Annotated in this window: 25 protein-coding genes and 1 tRNA gene; all 26 read right to left on the bottom strand. The window is 58.3% G+C overall.

The window, feature by feature from the left end; translation table 11 throughout:
• Positions 1 to 42 precede the first annotated feature (42 nt).
• Positions 43 to 1,614: an anthranilate synthase component I gene (gene trpE, locus H4Q31_RS10505; RefSeq protein ID WP_185179028.1), complete on the bottom strand. Its 1,572-nt coding sequence runs from the start codon at positions 1,612 to 1,614 to the stop codon at positions 43 to 45.
• A gap of 362 nt (positions 1,615 to 1,976) precedes the next feature.
• Positions 1,977 to 2,348: a chorismate mutase gene (aroH, locus tag H4Q31_RS10500; RefSeq protein WP_185179027.1), complete on the bottom strand. Its 372-nt coding sequence runs from the start codon at positions 2,346 to 2,348 to the stop codon at positions 1,977 to 1,979.
• Entirely contained in the window at positions 2,345 to 3,466 is a 1,122-nt protein-coding gene (gene aroB / locus H4Q31_RS10495; RefSeq protein ID WP_185179026.1) for a 3-dehydroquinate synthase, read from the bottom strand. Before aroB ends, aroH begins: the two co-directional genes overlap by 4 nt.
• Positions 3,466 to 4,635, bottom strand: coding sequence for a chorismate synthase (gene aroC, locus H4Q31_RS10490; protein ID WP_185179025.1), 1,170 nt, complete (start codon positions 4,633 to 4,635; stop codon positions 3,466 to 3,468). Before aroC ends, aroB begins: the two co-directional genes overlap by 1 nt.
• 159 nt (positions 4,636 to 4,794) lie before the next feature.
• A complete protein-coding gene (locus H4Q31_RS10485; RefSeq protein ID WP_185179024.1) occupies positions 4,795 to 4,956 on the bottom strand; it encodes a hypothetical protein in 162 nt (53 codons plus the stop codon).
• A gap of 54 nt (positions 4,957 to 5,010) precedes the next feature.
• Positions 5,011 to 5,826: a CheR family methyltransferase gene (locus H4Q31_RS10480; RefSeq protein ID WP_185179023.1), complete on the bottom strand. Its 816-nt coding sequence runs from the start codon at positions 5,824 to 5,826 to the stop codon at positions 5,011 to 5,013.
• Between the two features lie 27 nt (positions 5,827 to 5,853).
• Positions 5,854 to 6,297: a nucleoside-diphosphate kinase gene (gene ndk / locus H4Q31_RS10475; RefSeq protein ID WP_185179022.1), complete on the bottom strand. Its 444-nt coding sequence runs from the start codon at positions 6,295 to 6,297 to the stop codon at positions 5,854 to 5,856.
• A 59-nt stretch (positions 6,298 to 6,356) separates the two neighbouring features.
• Positions 6,357 to 7,331: a polyprenyl synthetase family protein gene (locus H4Q31_RS10470; protein WP_185179021.1), complete on the bottom strand. Its 975-nt coding sequence runs from the start codon at positions 7,329 to 7,331 to the stop codon at positions 6,357 to 6,359.
• 30 nt (positions 7,332 to 7,361) lie between these two features.
• A complete protein-coding gene (locus H4Q31_RS10465) occupies positions 7,362 to 8,222 on the bottom strand; it encodes a menaquinone biosynthesis protein (protein ID WP_185179020.1) in 861 nt (286 codons plus the stop codon).
• Entirely contained in the window at positions 8,209 to 8,847 is a 639-nt protein-coding gene (locus H4Q31_RS10460; RefSeq protein ID WP_376698236.1) for a UbiX family flavin prenyltransferase, read from the bottom strand. Before H4Q31_RS10460 ends, H4Q31_RS10465 begins: the two co-directional genes overlap by 14 nt.
• Positions 8,841 to 9,716 carry a UbiA-like polyprenyltransferase gene (locus H4Q31_RS10455; RefSeq protein WP_185179019.1) on the bottom strand — a complete coding sequence of 292 codons (876 nt, stop codon included), beginning with the start codon at positions 9,714 to 9,716 and terminating at the stop codon, positions 8,841 to 8,843. Before H4Q31_RS10455 ends, H4Q31_RS10460 begins: the two co-directional genes overlap by 7 nt.
• Positions 9,713 to 10,441, bottom strand: coding sequence for a demethylmenaquinone methyltransferase (locus H4Q31_RS10450; RefSeq protein WP_185179018.1), 729 nt, complete (start codon positions 10,439 to 10,441; stop codon positions 9,713 to 9,715). Before H4Q31_RS10450 ends, H4Q31_RS10455 begins: the two co-directional genes overlap by 4 nt.
• Positions 10,438 to 11,313, bottom strand: coding sequence for a heptaprenyl diphosphate synthase component 1 (locus tag H4Q31_RS10445; protein WP_185179017.1), 876 nt, complete (start codon positions 11,311 to 11,313; stop codon positions 10,438 to 10,440). Before H4Q31_RS10445 ends, H4Q31_RS10450 begins: the two co-directional genes overlap by 4 nt.
• 98 nt (positions 11,314 to 11,411) lie before the next feature.
• A complete protein-coding gene (locus H4Q31_RS10440) occupies positions 11,412 to 11,954 on the bottom strand; it encodes a hypothetical protein (protein ID WP_185179016.1) in 543 nt (180 codons plus the stop codon).
• Positions 11,955 to 12,123: 169 nt separating this feature from the next.
• Complete coding sequence (gene mtrB, locus H4Q31_RS10435) at positions 12,124 to 12,351, bottom strand: trp RNA-binding attenuation protein MtrB (protein ID WP_185179015.1); 228 nt, start codon at positions 12,349 to 12,351, stop codon at positions 12,124 to 12,126.
• A gap of 135 nt (positions 12,352 to 12,486) precedes the next feature.
• A tRNA-Pro gene (locus H4Q31_RS10430) sits at positions 12,487 to 12,563 on the bottom strand.
• Between the two features lie 84 nt (positions 12,564 to 12,647).
• On the bottom strand, positions 12,648 to 12,920 hold the full coding sequence (gene hbs / locus H4Q31_RS10425; RefSeq protein ID WP_185179014.1) for a non-specific DNA-binding protein Hbs: 273 nt from the start codon (positions 12,918 to 12,920) through the stop codon (positions 12,648 to 12,650).
• Between the two features lie 139 nt (positions 12,921 to 13,059).
• Entirely contained in the window at positions 13,060 to 14,046 is a 987-nt protein-coding gene (locus tag H4Q31_RS10420) for an ABC transporter permease (RefSeq protein ID WP_185179013.1), read from the bottom strand.
• Positions 14,043 to 15,557: a sugar ABC transporter ATP-binding protein gene (locus tag H4Q31_RS10415; protein WP_245347249.1), complete on the bottom strand. Its 1,515-nt coding sequence runs from the start codon at positions 15,555 to 15,557 to the stop codon at positions 14,043 to 14,045. Before H4Q31_RS10415 ends, H4Q31_RS10420 begins: the two co-directional genes overlap by 4 nt.
• Positions 15,558 to 15,655: 98 nt before the next feature.
• A complete protein-coding gene (locus H4Q31_RS10410) occupies positions 15,656 to 16,729 on the bottom strand; it encodes a sugar ABC transporter substrate-binding protein (RefSeq protein WP_185179012.1) in 1,074 nt (357 codons plus the stop codon).
• A 232-nt stretch (positions 16,730 to 16,961) separates the two neighbouring features.
• Entirely contained in the window at positions 16,962 to 18,440 is a 1,479-nt protein-coding gene (spoIVA, locus tag H4Q31_RS10405) for a stage IV sporulation protein A (RefSeq protein ID WP_185179011.1), read from the bottom strand.
• Between the two features lie 498 nt (positions 18,441 to 18,938).
• Positions 18,939 to 19,694, bottom strand: coding sequence for a YphF family lipoprotein (locus tag H4Q31_RS10400; protein ID WP_185179010.1), 756 nt, complete (start codon positions 19,692 to 19,694; stop codon positions 18,939 to 18,941).
• A 31-nt stretch (positions 19,695 to 19,725) separates the two neighbouring features.
• Complete coding sequence (locus H4Q31_RS10395; protein ID WP_185179009.1) at positions 19,726 to 20,082, bottom strand: 2Fe-2S iron-sulfur cluster-binding protein; 357 nt, start codon at positions 20,080 to 20,082, stop codon at positions 19,726 to 19,728.
• Positions 20,083 to 20,107: 25 nt separating this feature from the next.
• A complete protein-coding gene (locus tag H4Q31_RS10390; RefSeq protein WP_185179008.1) occupies positions 20,108 to 20,401 on the bottom strand; it encodes a 2Fe-2S iron-sulfur cluster-binding protein in 294 nt (97 codons plus the stop codon).
• A 20-nt stretch (positions 20,402 to 20,421) separates the two neighbouring features.
• Positions 20,422 to 20,601: a DUF2768 family protein gene (locus H4Q31_RS10385; protein ID WP_185179007.1), complete on the bottom strand. Its 180-nt coding sequence runs from the start codon at positions 20,599 to 20,601 to the stop codon at positions 20,422 to 20,424.
• Between the two features lie 135 nt (positions 20,602 to 20,736).
• On the bottom strand, positions 20,737 to 21,012 hold the full coding sequence (locus H4Q31_RS10380; protein ID WP_185179006.1) for a stage VI sporulation protein F: 276 nt from the start codon (positions 21,010 to 21,012) through the stop codon (positions 20,737 to 20,739).
• Between the last annotated feature and the right edge of the window lie 84 nt (positions 21,013 to 21,096).

Raw genomic sequence — 21,096 nt, 5'->3', positions numbered from 1 at the left:
GCCGAGCGTATTATCCTTCGCGTAGATCACGTGATCTCCTCCTTAAGCGTAATCGAGATTGGTGCGGCGGTCGGCTGCGGCTGCCAGCTCGGGTGAACGGTAGGGAGACGCGAACGCCGCTTCCGCCGCTCGAATCGCCTTCAGCATTGCCTTCGCCTTGTTGACCGTCTCCTCATATTCCTTCTCCGGGACGGAATCCCAGACGATGCCCGCGCCCGCTTGCACATAAGCTTTGCCGTTCTTGAAGATAATGGTCCGAATCGTAATGCACGTATCCAGGTTGCCCGAGAAGCCGAGGTAGCCGATCGCCCCTGCATAGGCGCCGCGCGCTTCGTTCTCGAGCTCGGCGATGATCTCCATCGCTCTCAGCTTCGGCGCGCCGGACACCGTCCCCGCAGGAAGGCAGGAGAGGAAGGCGTCGAAGAAGTCTTTGTCCTCTCTCAGCTTGCCGCTGACATTGGAGACGATGTGCATGACGTGCGAATACCGCTCGATCTCCATATAGGAATCGCACTTGACCGAGCCGTACGCGGATACTCTCCCGAGGTCATTGCGGCCAAGGTCGACCAGCATGACGTGCTCCGCCCGCTCCTTCTCGTCCGCGAGAAGCTCGCGCTCGTGCGCCAGATCCTCTTCAGGCGTCCGGCCCCGCGGCCGGGTTCCTGCGATCGGACGCGTCTCGACGCGGTCGCCGTCGACCTTGACGAGCAGCTCCGGCGACGTGCCGACGATGACTTCTTCATCCAGCTTCAGTACATACATGTACGGCGACGGGTTCATCGTCCGCAGCACGCGGTACACCTGCAGCGGATCAACCTCCGTCTCGATGTGGAACCGCTGCGACAGCACCGTCTGGAAAATATCGCCGGCGCGGATGTACTCCTTCGCCTGCTCCACGTTGCGGATGTATTGTTCTTTCGACAGGTTGGAGCGAATGTCGCCTAGATCCGGGTCGGCTGGCGGCGCTGCCGCCGCTGGAGCCGATGCCGCGACTGGAGTTTGCAGCCGCTTGATCATCTCGTCGATGCCCAAGCACGCTTCCTGATATGCGATACCGATATCCTCGTCGGAGGCGCCGTCCTTGATATGGACGTTGCCGATAACGAGCACCTGCTGCTTCAGGTGGTCGAAGACGATGACCCGGTCGCAGAACATGAACTGCATATCGTCCATCTGGAGATCGTCCACCTTGTGCGGCGGAAGCTTGCGCTCGTAATATTGCAGCAGATCGTAGCCGAAGAATCCGATCGCCCCGCCCGTGAACGGCGGCAGCTCCGGAAGCGCGGGACTGCGATAGCCGCGCAGCCGCTCCCTCAGGAGCTTCAGCGGATCGTCCGTCTCGAACGATTGGGCCGCGCCTCTATCTTCCAGCGTAACGGTCCTCTTCTTCAGCTTCAGAACGAGGAAGGGATCGGTGCCGATGAATGAATAACGCGCCCATTTGATGCCGCCCTCCACGCTCTCCAGCAGGAACGCCCGGCGGTCCCTGCTCAGCTGCTGGAACACCCGAATCGGCGTCTCCGTATCCGCGAGAAGCCGGCGGACGACGGGAATGACATTGTACTTGCCTGATAGGCGGATCACCTGCTGAAGCTCCTGATCACGCTGTTCCATTCGTATCTCTCCTCTCCAAACCTGCCGTGCCGCTGTTCAAGACAATAAAAAAAAGCATCTCTGCTTCCGCAGAGATGCGTTCATTCGATAAGGGCATGGAAATCCGTGGCCGCAAGCCTATCGCGAACCCTAAAGGCCGCGCCGCTTCCGTACGGTTCCGCTGCCGACTTCCTCCCCTGTGCATATAGAATGCACAGCGCCAAGGATCGGCGGCTCCGCTCATCTCATCTCGTCTCTGCTCAGCTACCTGCGCGTAAGTCTTCTTCCCTCCGGAAGAAGGTTCCGCGCCAAGTGTTATAGTCACTATACCACCGCCGGCGATAAGCCGTCAACGGCCATTCATCGCCGGCGGTTAATACCTGTCAACGTCCCGCCGCCAGATCCGGCCGAAGCGCTTCGGCCCCGCCCAGATAGACGTGTCGCATGTCCGACTGCTTCAGATCGGTGTTCACATGCACCAGAAACCGAATGCACCGCTCCAAGCTTCCTTTGACCGGAATCTCCACCGAGCACATGAGCGGCACATAATCCCATCCGCTAAGCTCGCGAATTGCCTTCGCCGGGAACGCCGCATCCAGATCCTGCGTGACGGTGATCATGACGGAGCAAATCTCTTCCGGCTCGATACCATTCACCTCGACGACTGCATTCATCAGCTTGACCGAAGCATCCCAAATTTGCTGTCTATCATTGGCTTGCACGGTAATCGCGCCGCGTATTCCCCTTACGCTCATAGCTTGCCGGCCTCCCCTTTCAGCTGCTCTACGATGTCTCGCACCCACTGTGCCGGAACGTCGCTTCGGATCTCCACTTCGCCGACCCGCTTCGGCACGACGAACACCATCTGGCCTTCCTTGAACTTCTTGTCGTGCTGCATCGCCGCCATAATCTCGTCCGTGTCGAATCCGCTAGGAATCCGCACGGGCAATTCGAACTTGCGCAGCAGCCGTTCCGTCTCCGCGGCAAGCTCGTCTCCGTAGCCGAAGCGAGCAGCCAATCGCGCCGAACCGACCATACCGATCGCGATTGCTTCGCCATGCAGCAGTTCACCGTAGCCGGCAACCGCTTCAAGCGCATGGCCGATCGTATGGCCGAGATTCAGAATCGCCCGCAGATCGTTCTCCCGTTCGTCGCGCGAGACGACGATCGACTTGACGCGGCAGCCCTCGTGCAGTGCGTAGCCAAGCGCATCCGGCTCCAAGGCGAGCAGCCGCTCGGCGTTCTCGTCACACCACTTGACGAAGGCCTCGTCCCAGATCAAGCCATGCTTGACCACTTCGGCATAACCGGCTCGCACTTCGCGCGGCGGGAGGCTCGCCAGCGTATCCAGATCGTACAGGACGAATTCCGGCTGGTGGAACGCGCCGATAATGTTCTTCGCCAGACGGTGATTCACCGCCACCTTCCCTCCGACGCTGCTGTCATGCGCGAGAATCGTCGTCGGCATCTGCACGAACCTGACGCCGCGCATGTAGGCAGCCGCGACGAAGCCAGCCAAGTCGCCGACAACGCCGCCGCCGAGCGCGATGACCGTCGAACGGCGGTCCAGACCGGTCTCTAACGCAGCCGTGACGAGCTCTTCGAACACGTCCAGCGACTTCGACTTCTCGCCGCTGGCGACGACAGCTCGCGCGACCGTATATCCCGCTTCCCGCAGCGACTGCTCTACCGTGCCGGCATACAAGTCTTCTACCGCGCGGTCCGTGACGAGCAGAATCGGCGATTTGACCGGGAAGCCCCGTTCGCTGAACAGGCTCCCTGTCCGCGCCAGCAGTCCGGTCCCAATCATGATTGGATAAGAACGTTCTCCTAGATCAACCGTTAGCTCTCTCGTCTGGGCCTCTCCCGCCATTAGTATTCCGCCACCTGTCTCAGGTAGTTGTCATAGTTCGCCTGCAGCTCTTCCATCGAATCGCCGCCGAACTTCTCGAGGAACGCCTTCGCCACTTCCCAAGCGACGACGCTCTCCATGACGACGCTGGCGGCCGGCACTGCGCAAGCATCCGAACGCTCCACCTGCGCCGTGAACGGCTCCTTCGTATCGATGTCGACGCTGCGCAGCGGCTTATAGAGCGTCGGAATCGGCTTCATGACGCCGCGCACAACGATCGGCATGCCGTTGGTCATGCCTCCCTCGAAGCCGCCGAGACGATTGCTGGCGCGATGGTAGCCCTTCTCCTCCGAATACAGAATCTCGTCATGCACCTGAGAGCCTGGGCGGTTGGCCGCTTCGAAGCCGATCCCGAACTCCACGCCTTTGAACGCATTGATCGACACGACCGCCTGCGCGATGCGTCCATCCAGCTTGCGGTCCCATTGCACGTGGCTGCCGAGTCCGACCGGCAGTCCCGCCACGATGCATTCGACGACGCCGCCGATCGAGTCGCCGTCCGCCTTCGTCTGATCGATCAGCGCGATCATCTTGGCTTCCGTCTCCGCATCCGTCACCCGAACCGGGGACTCTTCCGTTCTTGCAATCAACTCATCGATCGGCATATTCGGCTCAGGCGCAGCAATGCCTCCGATCGATACGACACGGCCGGCGACGCGAATGCCGAACTTCTCCAGCAGTTGGCGGGCGACCGCGCCGACGGCGACGCGCGCTGCGGTCTCGCGGGCGCTGGAGCGTTCGAGGATGTTGCGCAGGTCCGTCTGGTTATACTTCAAGCCGCCGTTCAGATCGGCATGTCCGGGACGGGGGCGGTGCACGCGGCGCTTCGTCTCATCGTTGCCGGAGATAGGCTCGATGTTCATGACGCTCGTCCAATGCTTCCAATCGTTATTGGCGACGACGAGGGCAACCGGCGCTCCTGTTGTCTTCCCGTGGCGAACGCCGCCGACGATCTGCGCGGTATCCTGTTCGATCTGCATTCGGCGGCCGCGTCCATGGCCCTTCTGGCGGCGATGCAGTTGAAAGTTCAGCGCTTCGAAGTCCAATTCCAAATTGCTCGGCAATCCTTCAATAATGGCGGTAAGCTGTGGTCCGTGCGTCTCCCCAGCCGTTAAATAACGTAAGCTCATGCAGATCCCCCTTAAGTATAAGTCCGGTAACGGCGCGCTGCGAACCCAACAGAAGGGTCGATTCGAACGTCTCTGCGGAACGCGCTTTAATGCTTCAACCCGATAACGTCTTTGCTCATTATAGTACAGGTCTGAACTTCTTGACAAGAAAACAGCCCGTCACGATCGGACGGACTGCTTGCGAAGCATGATAGGCGGTTCAATGGACGTCTCCCGCATGAAGCCGAGCAAATCCACGTTATCAAGACCGAGGATCTGTGCGCATTCCTGGGATGAGATCAATCCGCGCCGGTAAGCGGCGATCACTTTGCGCTTATCCATGGATTTCCTCCAGGCTGGAATTGGTATCCCTAGTATCGTACCGGAATCGCCCACTCATACCATACGGCGGTAGAAAAACGTGTCCGCCGTCGCCAGTCCGTATTGGCCCGGGGAGAAAATCTGCTCCGTGCTTCCGACGAACAGGATGCCGCCCGGCTTCAATGCCTTGGCGAACTTCGCGTACAGCACGTGCTTCGCTTCCTCGGTGAAGTAGATCATCACGTTGCGGCAGACGATCAGGTCGAAGCCTTCCCCGAACGAGTCGAGCAGCAGGTTCTGCTTCTGGAAGCGAACGGCCAGCTTCAGCCGGTCAGAGACCGCGAACGCCCCGTCTGTCTCCTTGAAGTATGCCTTCGCGAAGTCTGCCGGCACGTCGCGCAGCGAACGCTCCAGATAGACGCCTTGCTTCGCCTTCGCCAGCACCCCTTCGTCAAGATCGGTGGCAAGGATGGACGAGCGGTCCATATGCCCGAGACGGTCCAGAATCATCGCCAGCGTATACGGCTCTTCACCCGTCGAACAAGCCGCGCTCCAGACCTGCAGCCGCGGAGAAGACTTGATCATCTCCGGGAAGAACTTGTCCATCAGCACCTGCCAACGGTTCGGGTTGCGCCAGAATTCGGAGACGTTAATCGTCATGCGGTCCAGAAACTCGTTCAATAGCCGCGGATTCTTCATCAGTTCCGCGAAGTACGATGCAAAATCAGGAAAGCCGTGCTTAAGCCTCAAGGTTGTCAATCGGCGCCGCATCTGCACTTCCTTGTATTGCGACAAATCGATGGAAGTTGCTTGCCGAATATTGGCCACGAAGCGGAGGAAGTCCTCGTCTTCGGGCGTGCGGCGAAGCGCTTCAGCGTTGCTGTCGCTCATCCGGTTCACACGCTCCCCATGCTGCGATTAAATCCAAAGTTGAATGTTCTTCTCGTAAGACACGAGCTCGGAATCTTGGAAGAAGATCCCGATCTCCCGTTCCGCATTCTCATGCGAATCCGATCCGTGAATCAGATTGTAATTCGTATGTATAGCGAAGTCGCCGCGAATCGTGCCGGGCGCCGCTTCCAATCCGTTCGTCTTGCCGATTAATTGACGGGCAGCAGCCACGGCTTCATCGCCTTGCCACACCATCGCAAATACGGGTCCCGACGTAATGAAGGTGAGCAGCTTGTCATAGAATACTTTGCCTTCATGCTCGGCATAGTGCTTCTTCGCCTGTTCCGTCGACACCTGCATTAATTTAGCTCCGATGAGCTGCAATCCCTTGCGCTCCAGCCGGGCCACGATCTCGCCAATCAGGCCGCGCTGCACGCCGTCGGGCTTGACCATCAGATAGGTTCTCTCCATCTTCATCCCCCCTAATGTACGCTTTTACTTGCCTCATTCTAACACATCTTCCGTGCGAATCAGTAACTTCTCTGCGCGACGAATTTGGCGATCTCCGCCAAATTGCGCTTGGCCGGCGTGTTCGGCAGCCGATCGAGCTCATGAAGCGCCCCGGCGGTATAGCGATCCGCCAATCGCTCCGACGCCTTGATGCCCCCGCTTCCGCGAACCAGCTTGACTGCAGCCGAGGAGTTCGCTTCGCCTGCGCCGGCTCGGATTCGCTCGATCTCCGCAAGCAGTTGATCGCGCAGGCCGCTCTCTTGAAGAGCGTACAGCACCGGAAGCGTGATGTTCCCTTGCCGCAGGTCGCTGCCCGGCGGCTTGCCGATCTTCTTCTCGGTGCCGCATACATCGAGCAAGTCGTCGGTAATCTGGAACGCCATGCCGACGCGATAGCCATATCGGTACAACGCATCGGCGAACTCCTTCGGAGCGCCTGCGGCAATCGCACCAAGCTGGCAGCTGATCGCGATGAGCAGCGCTGTCTTGCGCCGGATTCGCAGCAGATAGTTGCGGACGGACTGCTCCACATTGAAGAAGTCGCGGATCTGCTCCATCTCGCCGATGCACATCTGAACGATGGCGCCGGACAGAATCTGGTGAATCCGCGCGTCCCTAAGCTGGCTGGCCACGACCAGCGCTTTCCCGTTTATGTAATCTCCCGTGAACATGGCGATCCGGTTGTCCCACTTCGCCTTGACCGTCTGCTGTCCTCTTCGCGTATCGGCGTCGTCAATCACGTCGTCATGAACGAGCGAAGCCATATGGATCAGCTCCAAGGCTGACGCGACATATTGGATTCGCTCCAGATCGTAATCGCCGAACTTGCCCCCCAGCAGGACGAAGACCGGACGAAGCCGCTTGCCCCCGGCCTTCAGCAGATGCTGGGCCGATTCGTTCAGCAGCGGAAGATCGCTCGCCACGCTGCTCGCCAGCGTATCCTCGATCGTCTGGAGGTCGGACTTCAGGGAGGCGTATATTTGCATCAGCTTCATAGATTCACCTTCGGCCTCTAGTGTCGCGCGTCAGACGCGCGCGCTTGCTTCGGACCAATCCGCCAATCGTACGGACTTGTCCATCAAGCCCAATTCTTTGGCATATTGAAAATACAATGATAATCCTTCCCTCTGCTCCGCTCCGAAATCGTGGCACAGCCCGCCGAAGTAGCCCCGCCAATAGCTGGCGGTCCCGCCGATCCGGCGCTCGGCTTCCTGAATGAGCGGAACCGGGTCCGCCGCGGATTGCCGCTTGGAGTCGACCAACGCGCGATAAATCTCGCCGATCGCTTCCGGGTATCGTTCAGCCGCTTCGCGCCGGACAGCCCAGACGGCGAACGTCATCCATTGGCCGGTCCACTGCCGCCACAAGTCACCCAGATCGAGCACCCGGTAGCCATGATCCCGCCACGAAGCGCGAATGGCATGGTCGCCGATCAGCAGCGCGGCGTCCGCCGTCTCCAGCATCCGCTCCAAATCCGGCTCGGTTGTGACATATTCAGGGTCGCCTCCGAGAAATTTCTTCATCACGATCTTCAGCAGATTCACTGTCGTCGCCGACGTAGTCGTGAGAGCAATCTTGCCGCTCAAGACCTTCTCTAAGGGTGACTTTAGGAAGAGAAGAAGCGATTGCACTTCTCCAAGCGCGCTGACGGATAGGTCAGGCAGCAGCAAATAATCGTCGGCATTAAGCCCGTAGGCGAATGACGACACCGCGGAGATGTCGATCTCGCCGGCACGCAGCTGCCGGTTTAATTCCGCCGGCATGCCATAGACTAGCTCCGTATTGGAGCGAAGCTTCGCAGGATCGAAATAATGAAATACAGGCCACACATTCGTATAATCGATGCGGCCGAATCGAATCGGCCGCGTCGCATCAGCCTTCGTCATTGGAATGTCCCCACCTTCTGTACAAGCGGTGCGGAACTCCCATACCGTCCATTACTTTGCCGACCATGAAGCGGACGGCGTCCTCCAGCGTCTGCGGTCCGTAATAGAAAGCCGGCATGGCTGGGATGATCCGCACGCCGAGTCTGGCTAGCTTCAACATGTTCTCCAGATGGATGGCGCTAAGCGGTGTCTCCCGCGGAACGAGCAGCAGCGGCCTGCCTTCCTTCATCGTCACATCGGCCGCCCGCATCATCAGATTGTTCGAAGCGCCGTGAGCGATCGATGAGAGCGTCCCCATGGAGCAAGGGACGACCGCCATCCCATCGCAGAGGAAGGAACCGCTCGCGATGGAGGCGCCGATGTCGCCTTGGGGATGATACGTCAAACGCGAATCGTCCGCCTCGAGGCCGAGCCCGGAACGAAGCGAATCCCATCGCTTCGTCGCGTCCCAGCCCAACTCTTCCTTAAGCACCCGCCATCCGGCATCGGATACGACGAGATGAACGTGAACGCCGGCGGCCAGAAGCTCCCGGACCAGCGTCACGCCGTAAATCGCGCCGCTCGCACCCGTCCACCCGACGATCCAGCGGCGCGCCGGACCTGTTCCCACCTCTGGCGTCACCACGACTTCACCACCACAAGATCGATGAAGGTGAAGACGAAGACCACCGAACTGAGAACCCAGTTCATCGTGAAGAACGCGGCTTGCAGCTTGCTCATATCGCTCGGCTTGACCAATAGATGCTCATAGATCAGCAGTCCGGCCGAGACGATGGTACCGACCAGATACCACCAGCTTAGATCGGTCGTCGCCAGCAGAAGCACGAAGCCGACGATCGTCAGCGCATGGAACGCTTTGGCGATGCGAAGCGCGTTCTCGATGCCGAAGCGCGAAGGGATTGAATAGAGGCGCTCCTTGCGGTCGATCTCTATGTCCTGGCACGAATAGATAATGTCGAAGCCGGCAGACCAAAGCGCAACGGTAAGAAATAGAATAATAGCGGGAAGCGAGATCGTGCCGGTTACCGCCACCCAGCCGCCGAGCGGCGCGAGTCCGAGCGTCAGGCCAAGTACGACATGGCAGAGCCAAGTGAACCTTTTGGTATACGAATAGAAGACCGTCATGAACACGGCGATTGGCATCAGCTTGACCGCCAAGCTGTTCAATTCGTAAGAAGCCCAGAAGAGCAAAGCGAAGGAAGCGAGTATGAACACCATTACTTCGCCCGCCTTCAGCAGGCCGGCCGGAATCGCCCGCTTCTCCGTGCGCGGATTGCGCGCGTCGATCGCCCGGTCGATGACCCGGTTGAGGCCCATCGCCGCGCTTCTGGCGCCGACCATCGCCATCAGAATCCAACCGCACTGCGCCCAAGTAGGCAAGTGGCTTGTCTCCGTCACCGAGCCAAGAATCGTGCCGACATACGCGAACGGCAAAGCGAACATCGTATGCTCAATCTTAATCATTTCTAAGAAAATCTTGATTTTGCGAATCATATTCCGTCGTTCCCCTTCGTCCCGATATGCAAGGCCGCGACTCCGCCGGTAAGCGGATAAGCCCGGACGTTGCGCAGTCCTGCGCCTCTGAACATCTCGGCCAGCGCCTGCAGGTCGGGGAAGTTCACGAGCGACTCCGGCAGCCAGCGATATTGCTCATATCGCTTGACCAGCAGCTTGCCCATGAGCGGCAATAACCGCTCGAAATAAAAGTTAAACATCCACTTGAACGGCTGCCAGGACGGCTTGGACACCTCCAGGCAGACGACTTTGCCCCCGGGCTTGACGACCCGCTTCATCTCGCGCAGCACTTGGTTGATATCCGGCACGTTGCGGAGTCCGAAGCCAATCGTCACGTAATCGAACGAATTGTCGGGGAACGGAAGCTCCATCGCATTCCCTTGCACAAGCTCGATCACATGGCCGAGGCCGAGCTTGTCCACTTTCTCTTGCCCGATGTCCAGCATGTTGCGGCTGAAGTCGAGGCCGATCGTCCGAGCGCCTTTACTCGCGCGGGCCAGATCGATCGTCCAGTCGCAGGTGCCGCAGCACAAATCAAGCGCAGTCTGCCCAGGCTTGACGTCCATCTTGCGCATCGTGAACTTCCGCCAAGCCTTGTGCCTGCGAAAGCTGATAATATCGTTCATCATATCGTATTTGGGCGCGATGCTCTCAAATACGGAATGCACGTGGCTCTTATCGCTCCTTGCGTCCACACGGCTCACCCCAATTCTGTCATCGCGGCCGGCACAGGCCTAAGCGCTTGAAGGAATGGCTCCATCAGCGGCTGCACGTCCTTGATCAGCTTATCGGAAGGGAGCTTCTGAAGCTGCGCTTGCAGCCCGGCGACAGCTTGCCGAAGCAGAGCGCTGAGCTTCTCGGCAACGCCATACTTGTCCAGCAGCTGGCGAAGCTTCTTGGGATCGCCTTGCAGCTCCTGAACCGCGAGACGGTCTTCCTCCGCGCCTTCCTGCAGAATATGCCATACGCCCCAGCTCTCGTTCAGCCGGCTCGGCGCCTCGATGCGCAGCAGCTCTTGCAAGAGCACCTCGCAGCGGGCGAACCGGTCGACGACGTCCGGCCACGTACGCTCATACAAGCCGGTCATCAAGTGAGTGAACGACTTAAACAGGCCGGATCTCAGCTCCGCCCCGTGAAGCAGATATTCCTCTGCGTTCAGCTTCATTTGTTTCATTTTCGAATATAGCACGACCTTGACCCGGTTCAGCTCGCAGATCGCGTCGCCCAGACGGCGCACCATCTCGATCTGTCCGGCTTGCGATAGAAGATAATAGAAGCGGCCGCTGAAGTAATCGCCCGCGAGCACCTTAAGCTGCCTTGCGCGCATGGCAAGAAGGCCGCCGCGCTCCGCCGCCCGCCCATTGTCCACCAGATCGTGCGTATCCAAGCCCATCTGTACCAGCGAAGCCACCACGGACAGCATGTCTCTCAGACCGGCAGAGGCCGGCTGGCTGGCGAGCACCGCATGCAGAAGACGAATGCGCCCTTCCGGGAACTCCGGAAGCTCCGTGTGCAATTCGATCATATCGTATTCCATATATGCGTGTGCCATTTGTACCAAATGGTTACGTGTCATAGTTCAGCCTCCGGGGTTCAAATGGGGCACTTAATCCGATTTAACATACCCGTAATTATAACATATCTAAGTACACCCCGCATAAAGCGGGGAAGAATTCACGAATTCGCAAAATTTCGGCGCCAACGTTCCCCCGACGCGGTCCAAGCCGAATCGAGGCGGGCGGTCCACTTCGGCGCGCTGCCGTCCTCCGGCGCTTGCACATCGGATAAAGTCAAGGATTGCCAGTCCGATGCTCTCGTAACCGCCGAGAAGAGAAGCGTCTTCTTCCCATCGCCATTCTCGGCGAACACCCGAATCAGCAGCTGGCGGACATTCGACAGCTGTCCGAAGGATAACCGAACGAGATCGGCAACGTCCGACCAGAGCTGCCGCTCGGTGTCGCCGCTTCCGACCGAGAGATCGACCGATAGAATGGCGTGATCCCATCCTACGCTCGACAGGCGCGGCTCCAACGGAAGCGCGATGAAGGCGTCGACGATCCGGTCGTCCGCGAGCTTCTCAACCCTCTGCGGCTTAAAGACAGATGCCGCGATCTGCTTGCGCTCTTCAGCGAGATGATCCCAACGCGCAAGCTGACCGAGCAAGACGACCGCGGCGAATCCGACGGTCAAGAGCAGCAGCCATCTCCGATCGAACACCAAGCATCCCTTCTTCCGTCAGCGTCATCTCCTTCTATCATTGTACAAAAAAAAAGGGCAGGCTATGCCTGCCCCTCCGCCGCCGGCGGGCAGCCGCCGCTGCGACTCTGATCTAGCGGTATGTATACTCGGTATGGTACAGATCGAGCGGGCGCTAACCCATCGATCATCAATTATCCGTATCGACAGTACCATACTTCGTCAGTATCGTCGCCTTGCCCCGGATCTTAATCGCCGAGGTATGATCCGTGAACTGCGCGATCAGCACCTCGCCGCGGTCCAGCTTCTCCGTATGGTGGAACCGGGTATCCTGACCGCGGGTCAACCCAATCACATTCACTCCGTTGTCTTTCGCTTTAACGACAATAAATTCTCCGCTGTTCGGCGTATCCGTCATGCTGCCTCGCCCTCCTCTTGATTTTCAATATGAAGCATAGATGCTGCCCTGTCAACGGAAAGACCACTTGCTTCGCAGGCAAGTGGTCTTCATCGGTGAACGGGCTTCTCTCAAAGCGCCGATTCTCTTATGTAATGGTCGGAGTAGCGGGATTCGAACCCACGGCCTCATCCACCCCAAGGATGCGCGCTACCAGGCTGCGCTATACCCCGACGGAAGTACGAGAGTGATTATAGCACAGGCCGAAAGTGATGCGCAACCTAGGAACCATCACAGAACAAAGCAATAAACCGAAGTTATTTGATGCCTTCTTTCAACGCTTTACCCGGCTTGAAGGCCGGAATCTTGCCGGCCGGAATCTCGATCTCGACACCCGTCTGCGGGTTGCGGCCCTTGCGTGCGGAACGCTCGCGCACCTCGAAGTTGCCGAAGCCGACGAGCTGCACTTTGTCGCCATTCTGAAGCGCCTCGGAGATCACATCGAAGACGGCGTCAACCGCCGCTGTCGCGTCCTTCTTGGACAGATCGGCCACTTCGGATACTTTAGCGATCAGTTCGGTTTTGTTCATGACATTCACCTCCCCGGGCATGACTGGCCTGTTAACTGTTTAACCGTTTCATCAGAAATTATACACAGAGTAGAAGCGAACTTTCAAGCAAGATGCGGGCAAGACGCGAAGAGAGGGCCGCTCGGCGGCCCTCTCTCCTTCAAGTTCTCTTGCGGTGCATGTTGATGAACGTGACGGCGAGCGCCAGCACAAGCACGCCGCCCTTCACGATATCGTTCACGTAGTATTCGATGTGAAGCATCGTCAGCCCGTTCACGAGCACGCCGATCAGGACGGCTCCGACGAAAGTGCCGATCACGTTAGGGCGTCCGGCCCCGAGCACGGAGTAGCCGACGAAGACGGCGGCGACCGCTTCCATGAGCATCGGCGATCCGGCATCGATCTGGCCGGAGCCGACACGCGCGGCGAAGATGATGCCGCCGATGGCGGCCATAACCCCAGAAGCGATGTAAGCGTACGTGCGTACACGCTTGACACGCAGGCCTGACAGGCGCGCCGCTTCCTCGTTGCCGCCGGTCATGACCATCTGCCGTCCCCACCTCGTGTACTTGAAGAACAGATGAACGGCGATGACCGCGATGATCATGAGGATGACCGGGAACGGAATGCCGAGAAGCTCGCCCTGGCCGATCCACAGGAAATCCTTGTACATCTCGCCCGGCGCCTTCGAGCCGTCCGTCATCTGCATATGATTGTAGATCGCATACCCCTTCGTGTAGGTCTTGTGGACGCCGCTGATGATGTACATGACTGCGAACGTTGCCAGCATGTCGGGAATGCGGATCTTCACGATTAAGAACGCGTTAATTAAGCCGACAATCGCTCCTACGACGAGAGGAGCGATGATGACGACAACCAACGGCATCTCGTACCAAACCATCATCGTAGCTGTAACGACCGTAGACAGCGACACGGTGGAGCCGACCGACATGTCGAATCCATCGACCGTGAGCGAGATCGTAACGCCGATAGCGATGAACGTCACGATCGAGATCGAACGAAGAATATCGGTTAAGTTGCTGTAGGTGAAGAAGAACTCGTTATAAATTGAGAAAAAGAGCACGATGACGCCGATGAAGACGAGAGCGCCGTACTTATACAAGTAATCCATCCATTTGTTCTTCATGCCGGCTCCCCCTGACCCGCGCTGGCGTAATATAGCAGATTCTCCTGCGTCGCTTCGCCGCGATGAAATTGTTTGACGATCCTGCCGTCGCACATGACCAGAATGCGGTCGGCAAGACCGATAGCTTCCGCGAACTCGCAGGTCAAATACAGAATGCCTTTGCCTTGGGCGGCAAGCTGGCCGATGATAACGAAGATATCGCGCTTCGCCCCGATGTCCACGCCTTTGGTCGGCTCATCGAACACGAAGACGTCTGCGTCCGTGTTCAGCCACTTGCCGATCGCCACCTTCTGTTGATTGCCTCCGCTCAGGTAACCCGTCAGTTGGTTGACGGACGGCGTCTTCACGCCAAGACGCTCGACAACGCCAGATGCGTTGCTCTTCTCGCGGGCGCCGGAGAGAATGCCCCACTTGGTCATCTGGCGCAGAACGGGCAGGCTCAGATTATGAAGGACAGACTCTTCCACGAGAATCCCTTCCTTGCGCCGCTCCTCAGGAACGAGAACGAGACCGGATCCGATCGCATCTGTCGGGGAAGCGAGGTTCGCCCGCTTGCCATCTACCTCCACCGTTCCCCGCTCCGGCGAGTCCGCTCCGAAGAGCAGGCGCGACAGCTCCGTCTTCCCGGCTCCGACCAAGCCGACGACGGCGACGATCTCGCCTCTTCGCACCTCCAGATCGACGCCTCTGACACGCTGGCCATGCGCCAGGTCCTTAACAGACAACACGGTCTGCCCGATATTCGCCTCCGCCTTCGGGTATTCGTCCTCAAGGCTTCGCCCAAGCATCGCCTGAATGACGTCCGCGGTATCCAGCGCGCTCGCGGGTTCTGTCACGATGATCCGGCCGTCGCGCATGACGGTGATCGTGTCGCAGATCTGGAACACTTCGTGAAGCCGGTGCGAGATGAACACGAGTCCGATGCCGGTCTCCTTGAGCTTGTTCATGATCTGGAACAGTCGCTCCGTCTCTTCCGTGCTTAGAGGCGCAGTCGGTTCGTCGAAAATGACGATCTTCGCTTCCTCCGCCATTACGCGAGCGATGAGCACCATCTGCTTCTCGGCAAGCGTCAGCTCTGCGACTCGCTTGCGCACAGGGATACGCAAGCCGAGCTCCGACAGCAGTTTCTCCGCCTCCATGTACAGACGGCCCCAATTCAGCCACGCGCTTGTCTTGTGCGTAGCAATGCGGTCCAAGAAAATATTCTCCGCCACCGACAGCTGAGCCACAAGCGAGGTATCCACCTCTTGGTACACGCAATGAATGCCGGCCGCCTTGGCATCTGCAGGCGTTCGCAATTCGAGCTCCCGCCCGTCAAGCCGAATTGTGCCTACGTCCGCTACGTACGCGCCCGATAAGATCTTCATCAGCGTACTCTTGCCCGCTCCGTTCGCGCCGAGAAGCGCATGAATCTCTCCCGCGCGCACTGCGAATTCGGCATCGTGCAGTGCCTTGACGCCGGAGAAGCTCTTGTTAATTCCACTCATCTCGAGCATATTGCCGCGACTCATGCGACTGTCCACATCCTTCCTGCGGTTGCTTCAGACAGCAGGAAACGGCGCGGCATTCGCCCGCGCCGTACCGCTATCCGTCGTTAGATTCCAAGTGCTCACTGCGCTGCTGCAACTGCCGCTTCAAGTTCCTTCAGGTAATCAGTGTTGCCTTGATCGCTCTCGCCCCAGCCCGGAACGTATTGCGCAAGGTCTGCCGTCGTCACCTGCTTGTCCTGCGGCAACGCATCGCGGCTGACGTAGACAGAGTCGATCTGAACAGCAGCATCCGTCTGGTCTCCGTGCAGCGCTTGGTACAGGTAACGAACCTGCACTGTACCGATCGTCGTCGGATCGACGGCCGCAGAAGCGATCCACGGGCTCGTCGGATCTTGAATCATTGTCAGATCTTCGTCGCTCATGTCGATGCCGTATACTTTAATCTCATCGCGGCCGGCTTGCTTAATGGCATTGGCTGCGCCCTTCGCGAATTCATCCCAAGCCGCCCATACTGCCGTAATGCTGCCCTTCTCCGGATATTGCTTCAGAATGGCTTCCATCTTGGTCTGGGCATCCAGCTGCGGGTTGCTCGCGTCGCCGAACGAAGTGATCTCTTTGATGTCCGGATATTGCTGCTGGAAGGCCGCGTACGATTCTTGGCGGCGTTCCATCGGAGCGAAGCCGGCGACCCATACCTTCACAATATTGCCTTTGCCGCCGGCGTCCTTAGCCAACTGCTCCAGCGTCTGCTCGGCCATCTTCTGGTCGTTCTGGGACAGGTCGGTCACGCCGTCGATGCCCAGCGCCGCGTCGAAGGCAACGACCGGAATGCCGGCTGCCTTCGCCTTCTCCACGCCAGCGCCGAGAGCGTCGGTGTTGCCGTGGTCAATCAGAATGCCGTCGAACTTCTGGTTGATCGCGGCATCCAGGTTGGAAGCCATCTTGCTCAGATCATTCTCGGAAGCGAATACCGTCACTTCGCCGCCGAACTTGGCAGCTTGCTTCTTGACGCCGTCTATGTATTGAGCGGAGAACGTGCCTTGGTTAAACTGCATGACGAGAGCGATCTTCTTGCCTGCCAGCGGATTGTCAACCTTCGAAGCGGTATTGTTCTTGCTGCCGCAAGCCGTGAGCGCGAGCACAAGCGCAAGCGACAGAGCCAAGACGGCGCCGATACGTTTCTTGATTAGCATGTCTGTAGTTCCTCCCCTAGTAAAAGAATGCCTCGTTTGATAGAACTAATCTTATTATCCAAAACCAACTATGTCAATCGGAATTTTGGAGAATAAATGCTTTAACCATTCACAGAATTAAATTTTATGCGAATGTTGTCGAATTAACAAGATAGGGAATGGCATTTTTATTTGAAAATGCCAAAACAAAGAGCGCGCCCCTTGAAGGGAACGCGCTCGTGACAGTCTTCTATTAGAGAATAATAGCGATCAGGCCGCCGGAGCCTTCGTTGATAATGCGGCCCAGCGTCTCCTGCAGTTTGTACCGGGCATTGTCCGGCATCATCGCAATCTTGCCCTGGATGCCTTCGCGCACGATCGAGTGCAGCGACCGTCCGAAGATATCCGACTCCCAGATCTTGATCGGATCCTTCTCGAAGTCTTGCATGAGGTATCGGACGAGCTCCTCGCTCTGCTTCTCCGTACCGATGATCGGAGCGAATTCCGATTCGACGTCCACCCGAATCATGTGAATGGACGGCGCGGTCGCCTTCAGCCTGACGCCGAAGCGAGAGCCTTGGCGGATGAGCTCCGGTTCGTCAAGCTGCATCTCGGCCAGCGATGGAGCCGCGATGCCGTAGCCGGTCGTCTTGACCATCTCCAGCGCTTCCGCGAAGCGGTCATATTCCCGCTTGGCATGCGCGAATTCCTGCATCAGCTGCAGCAGATGATCTTTGCCGCGAATCTCCGTGCCGACGACTTCCTGCAGGATGCGGTCGTACAGCTCATCCGGCGCGTACAAGTCGATCTCGGCGACGCCTTGGCCCATATTCATGCCGCTAAGGCCGGCCTTGGCGATGAACTCGTATTCGAGGAAGTTGGAGACGACGCGATCGACATCCCTCAAGCGGCGGATATCCTTCACCGTGTCTCGCACGGAATTCTCGAAGCTGGACCGCAGCCAATGACGGTCGTTCAGCACCATCACCCAGCTCGGGAGATTCACGTTCACTTCATGAACGGGGAATTCGTACAGCACCTCGCGCAGGACGCTCATGACTTCTTCTTCGCCCATCGTGGCGACGCTCAGCGCGATGACCGGAATATCGTATTTGGCAGCCAGCTCTCCGCGGAGCGCGAGCGCTTCTTCGCTGCGCGGCCTTGTCGAGTTGACAATGAGCACGAACGGTTTGCCGACTTCCTTCAATTCCTGGATAACTCTCTCTTCCGCGTCGACATATGAGCTGCGCGGAATCTCGGCGATCGAACCGTCCGTCGTCACGACGACGCCGAGAGTGGAGTGCTCCTGAATGACTTTGCGCGTGCCGATCTCGGCCGCTTCCTGGAACGGGATCGCTTCCTCGAACCAAGGCGTCGAGATCATGCGGGGACCGTTCTCGTCCTCATAGCCCTTCGCGCCTTCCACCGCATAGCCGACGCAGTCGACGAGCCGGACGTTGACCTCTAGACCTTCCGTCACTTTGATCTGCACCGCGTTATTGGGCACGAATTTGGGTTCCGTCGTCATAATCGTTCGGCCTGCCGCGCTCTGCGGCAGCTCGTCGACCGCCCGCACCCGATCCGCTTCATGCGTGATATTCGGCAGCACGACGGTCTCCACGAACCGTTTGATGAAGGTCGATTTGCCCGTCCGGACGGCGCCGACGACCCCGAGGTAGATATCGCCGCCGGTGCGCTCAGCGATATCCTTGAAAATGTCCACTTTTTCCAATGAGATTCCCTCCCCTTCGTAATCGCGAAGCCTGCGTGGATCCGTCAGCGCGACGGACTCGTACACGAACTTGGACTGCTATCATTCTATGTGCGAATGCCCGATTTATGACGCATTCATAGGAAGATTTCCCCCTCCTGCGCCGCTGTGCTGCGGATTCGCCATTCGGCTTGCGGGGAGAGTCCCGTCATCCGCTCCATAACCTCATAGGCCCGCACTTCACCCGTCCCTCCCAATCATATGTGGGAAGGCTGGCGGGTATGTCGGTGCGAGGGAAAAAGCGAAACCGCAACCCTGTTCATAGCTATACCACTTGCATATCGATTAGAACGGTTAATGGTCTATATCTCTTTCCGATTGCTGTACCGCTATTTCTTCACGATAAAGCAAAAAAAGCAAAAAACAGTGGCCCATGGCTAATCGCCATGACACCACTGCTTCACACGAACTCCCTCGTCCGCCGCCTGCTTGACCCTGCCCCGCGCGCCAATCCCCGCGTTAACCCGCTTCGGGTTGGGCGACGGGTTCGCCGTTGACCCAGTGATAGACCGGCGATTTGACGGGCACGAAGTAGGATTCGGCTACGAGAATGCCCCGCAGGTCTTCGTCCCCGCTTGGGGCTGACGAGGACTTGCGGATCGCTGTCGCGATATCGAGCCCGTAGTCGAGCCAGACGGTTCCTGCCGCATCGAGCATGAACGTTAAGCTCTGGCCGGAGAACATGCTGCGCGCATCGGGCTCGCCGCCGCCAAGCATCTTGAAGTCCAGGCTCCAGTAGCCGGGATACAGCTCTTCGCCAACAGGCTTGCCGCCGCTATGCTCGTTCATGTAGTCGTTCACCTTCCGCTGAACCGCTGCCGCTTCTTGGTACACAGGAATGTCCAGCAGCTTAACGGTTGGCTTCGTCTCCTCGTCGATCACGAGAAATTGATTGCGGCCGCCGCTCTCGAACGCGACGTTCGGAACGCTTCCCAGATAGTTCATGCGCTTCAGCTTGCCCAGATCGAGCTTGAACTTCTCATACTTGGGCACCGACTCGTCGGCGCTGACGATCGGCAGCACTCCGTTGTCTGTCATATAACGGTCAACAGCGTCTTGGACGGCCAGCACCGACTGACGCGCGGAAGCGTCGTTGCCTGGCGTCTGTTCATCGGGATACATGCATCCCGTCAGCGGCAGCAGGAGCGCAGACAAGCAGCCGATCGCGAGCGTGCGCCGCAATCCGCGCACAGCGAGGGCGAATGAATTAGTCACGACCATCCTTCTAAGCACTTCCTCCCGGTCTTCACCACAACTTGTCGTCAGCCTGCTCCGCAAGCCGCCTGCGGATCGCCGCCTTGAGCGGATCCTCAGGTATACAGACGGAGACGTCCGCCTTGACGCGCGCTTGGCAGGATAGCCGAACGCCTTCCTCCAAGAGCGGTCCCAGCTTGCGAAGTTCCGCTGACGTAGGTTCTTGCAGAGCTCCGGCTTCCGCCTGATCGACGTTCACCTTGCACATGAGGCAGCCCGCGACGCCGCCGCAGCGGGTGCGAACCGGCGCTTTCGCCTTGCGTGAAGCTTCGAGCACGGTTGCGCCTATGCGGACGACGGCTGTCTGTCCGTCCGGCAGAAAGGTGACTTTCACCGATGATGGAGCCACTGGACCGCCTCCGCTTCATTCTCCATTAGAAATAAGTGCGATTCCTCGCCTTCAGTTCGCCGTCCCGTTCAACTACCGCCTGGCACCCGAGACGGTAGCCTTGATCAAGCTCCTCCGGCCCAAGCCTGTCCCATTCGGCGTCCGTCGGCTCTCGGAGCAGCTCCGATCCGGCTTCGATCCGGCACCGGCAGCGCGCGCAAGTCCCGCGCGAGCAGTTGAACTGCCAATCCACGCCGGCTTCCTTGGCAAGCGCGAGAAGCGTCCGGCCTTGACCGGATTCGATCGTCTTCGTCAGGGTTCTCCCCGTCAATTGAATCATGGTGTCTCCCCGACTCCTCTCTATACGATGGATATAAGTCCGCACACCATACCGGCGAACAGCATGACGAATGCAATCAACGACAGAACAAGTCGAAGGACGCCTCTCGTCTTCGCCCGCGTGAGCATAATGACGACCGCCGAGAGAACCATCAGGCCGATGCCGACGAACGACACCCACATTTTCATCATTGGATCCATAGCTCGATACCCTCTCTCGGTTATCCCTACAAAACGCAAAATATTATACCATTGTTAGGAGAAAAATAAAAGAAAAACGGCCACTCCTTCTCTCGGGAGAAGAAATGGCCGAACCCGCGCCAAGCGGCTGCGAATTTATTTCTTAATCATCGTCTTCATCATGCTTTCGAGCGATTCCATGTTCATGCCGCTCTTCTTGACGGCGCTGATAATATTCTTAATCGTATCCTCCGTTACCGGAACGCCAGCTACCGAGGACACTTGCTTAATCAGCTGCCGGAGTTGAGCTTCGCTCTGCATTGTTGAAGGCGTAACCGATCCGGCGATTTTCTTAAGCGATGATTCGCTGATCGATTTGCCCGTATTCTTGTTGACCGCTCCTAGAATCTCCTTCGAGAGCTTCTTATCCATGCTTCCCCTCCTCCGGATTGATGCATGCTATTGTATGCCTCGGAGGGGTGGACGGTGTGGGCAGGCACCTGCATGGGGAAAAAA

It is taken from the genome of Cohnella lubricantis (genome assembly GCF_014212015.1).
In the GTDB taxonomy this organism is placed as follows: Bacteria; Bacillota; Bacilli; order Paenibacillales; family Paenibacillaceae; genus Cohnella; species Cohnella lubricantis.
This window is presented reverse-complemented; position numbering and strand designations above follow the sequence as displayed.